We start from the raw sequence: 2,990 nt of genomic DNA, 5'->3' as shown, positions 1-2,990 counted from the left end.
GGGGTTTGAGGTCCAATGGAACGAAAACGTACGCTAAGGATATATATTATTGATTTATCACAAAATATGAGGAGGTTCCTTTTCAGGAACCCCCTCATATGAGGCAAATGATGCTATTTTCTTCGTTTCTTTTGAGTACTTTTAATAGCCATATATGATGTTTCATATAGAGTTAAAAGTTTCCCCATCTGACTATCTATAGCGTCATGCTTCTCTGGGTTTCTTAACTTTTGCAGCAATTTAGATATATATTTTGCAGGTAATTTTATTATTAATGAATTATGAGATTGATACATCTCTTTTGTCCAATCTAAATCTCTCCCTGATTTCAACGCCTCACTTTCTTCTCTATTAATAATAAAACCTAATTTTCCATACGGTCCTGTTAAATATGATTGTAATTGTCTGTACTCAGATGGACCTAATTCTTCAAAATTTTTCGCATCAAAAACAACTTGCCTTGTTTTATAGTCTTCTAACACGCGCTTCCAAAAATCTGATTTTCCACCATTGGTACCTATAATATCTCGTCGCTGAACCGCATTACCGTTTGGATGCGGCTTTATGTCTGTCAGGTGGGATGCAAATACAATTCTTAGTGCATCTAAGCACCATTGCTCAAATTCATTAGCTCCTTCATTTCCTGTCGGTATTTGATCCAGGTGAGTGGTTATTTGACCTATTGTTTTATTTCTAATGGCTGAATTATCGGAAACAACATTGATATCATATTCATCATTTATTTCCTCAGCTTCCTCTGGAGCAAGAGCGTTGCGATTTAAATTCAAACCAAGCCAATAACAGGGATGAATTAATAATTTTTCACCGCTTTCAAAACCTTTGTCTGGGGTTCGTCCATCATGGCAAAATGAATAGGATGAAGTGTTTTTATCACGTATACCTACGAATCCTACGCTATACAAACTTTGGAGGATCCCACTTGCTTTTAGTAATTGTATTTCAGAAGTTATTTTTGGGTCTTCATTTTCTTCTATTGATTCGAAAGATGCTTCTATTTTTTTTAAGCAAGTGTAGACTGTTAATTCAGGTTCAATACTACGGAATGCACTAGTTATAACTTGTATTGAAGGAAAGATCTTCTGGTACTCTTTCCAAAGATCTTCAAGCCTGGCCATGGAAATTGACTTGGCTGCATATTCTAGATCAGTGTTAATAATGGTTTCTCGATTCTCTCTAAATGCGGAAAAAAAAGCTTCATTTAACAATGATAGTAAATCTCTGGGGCGGTAAAGGGTAAATTGCAAGCATCGCTTAAAACCATTCCTTCCTTTGAGATCATCGGCTGTACACCTATCCCAAACCCGTTGATCTTTCTCAATATCTAGATTAAATGCTACTTTCATTCTTTTAGCCGATAGCATTAGGAGTTGTGCCCAATCCCAATGCAGCCTTATGACTTGCCCCTCTATATTTCTTGAGTAGTCAGGATCTTCCTTTGATAGTGATCTAAATATATTATCCCTTAAAAAAATGATTGGGCGAATGCATTTTGCTTTTTGATTTAATTCAATTGAGGCATATGCCAGACCCGCTATGATTCCGATCCCTATATTATCCGGTTCATATGCTTCATCTAACTTATCCATCAATATGACAACTTTCCTGTCTGAGCGTTCAAGAAGTGAAACTATATTGCCTTCGATTTCTGAAATATTCAAATTAAATTGAAGATCACCAATTGATTCTTCAGAATTGTTTTCATCTAAATATTCTTTTGCTACAACCCTACACTTTCTTAAAATATCACCTTGTGCAGCATTCCATTTTTTTAAATGCTCATTCAACAATGTTTCTGTCGAAATTTGAGATGATAATTTATAATGAGAAGATATATATGATGCTATCTCCATTAACATAGCATATCGCCATAATAATCTTGTTGCTGCCCTAGCTAAATTGAATGAGCCTGTAAATGGCTTCAACATTGATCTAAAACCAATTATTTGAGTGTCGTCTGGTGAAAAACTTAGGATTAATATTTTTTTATCTTTCTTCCAATGTTCATTTAGCTGAATGAATAAAGCACTTTTACCAGTCCCTCGTCTGCCTACAACAATAGTTCGGTCATCTGTTTCAATTAAAGTTCTAAAGTCAGCAGTTTCGATGAAAGCACTGCTCAACATTTTCTTATCATTTTCTGCTGTTGTATCGCCAAACGGATTAGACTTTGAAGTAATATTAAATTCCATATTCAACCTTTTATATTAGTTGCTTTCATTTATTACTTTATATACTGTTGAACGAGCAATGTTCATTGTTTTTGATATGTGTGAGGCTCCTAAACCTTGTTTCCACATATTTAATATCGTTCCTCTGTTTATTTTTCTTTTTCTACCGAACACAACTCCCTTTGCCATTGCTTCTTGGCGACCTTCATTTGTTCGTTCTAATATTCTTTGACGTTCAGCTTGAGCTACAGCAGACAGAATAGTGACAACCATTTTTCCCATGTCACCATCAGTACTGATTCCGTCATCGATAAACCGGACAGCTACGCCCTGAGCATCGAATGCTTTAATCAACTGGATCATGTCGGCAGTGTCACGGCCAAGACGGTCGAGCTTCTTCACCAGAATGGCGTCACCATCCTCCACCTTCATGCGCAGCAGATCAAGTCCCGGACGATCAACTGAACTGCCGGATGCTTTATCAGTAAAGATACGATTTGCTTTCACTCCTGCGTCTTTGAGCGCCCTGATCTGAATATCGAGCGACTGCTGACTGGTTGATACCCGTGCGTAACCAAAAAGGCGCATAAAAATGTATCCTAAATCAAATATCGGACAACAGGTGTCTGTTATAACAAAAAATCGATTTAATAGACACATAAACAGCACCATTTTAGTATGTCTGATAATTTATAACATTTCGGACGGTTGCGAAATTGTTAATATATAACCGTCAGGCAGGAAGGCCTATATGCCCGTCGATTTTCTGACCACCGAGCAGGAACTGAATTATGGTCGCTA

Annotated in this window: 2 protein-coding genes; both read right to left on the bottom strand. The window is 36.8% G+C overall.

Annotated features, from left to right (window positions below):
• Window positions 1–113: 113 nt before the first annotated feature.
• The gene (locus tag F0Q32_RS25585) at window positions 114–2,210 is read right to left on the bottom strand and encodes a P-loop ATPase, Sll1717 family (RefSeq protein ID WP_149465161.1); all 2,097 of its coding nucleotides are present in this window, start codon (window positions 2,208–2,210) and stop codon (window positions 114–116) included.
• Window positions 2,211–2,225: 15 nt separating this feature from the next.
• Entirely contained in the window at window positions 2,226–2,777 is a 552-nt protein-coding gene (locus F0Q32_RS25580; protein ID WP_023332859.1) for a recombinase family protein, read from the bottom strand.
• Window positions 2,778–2,990: the final 213 nt, after the last annotated feature.

This window comes from Pseudocitrobacter sp. 73 (assembly GCF_008369545.1).
Lineage (GTDB): Bacteria > Pseudomonadota > Gammaproteobacteria > Enterobacterales > Enterobacteriaceae > Pseudocitrobacter > Pseudocitrobacter vendiensis.
This window is presented reverse-complemented; position numbering and strand designations above follow the sequence as displayed.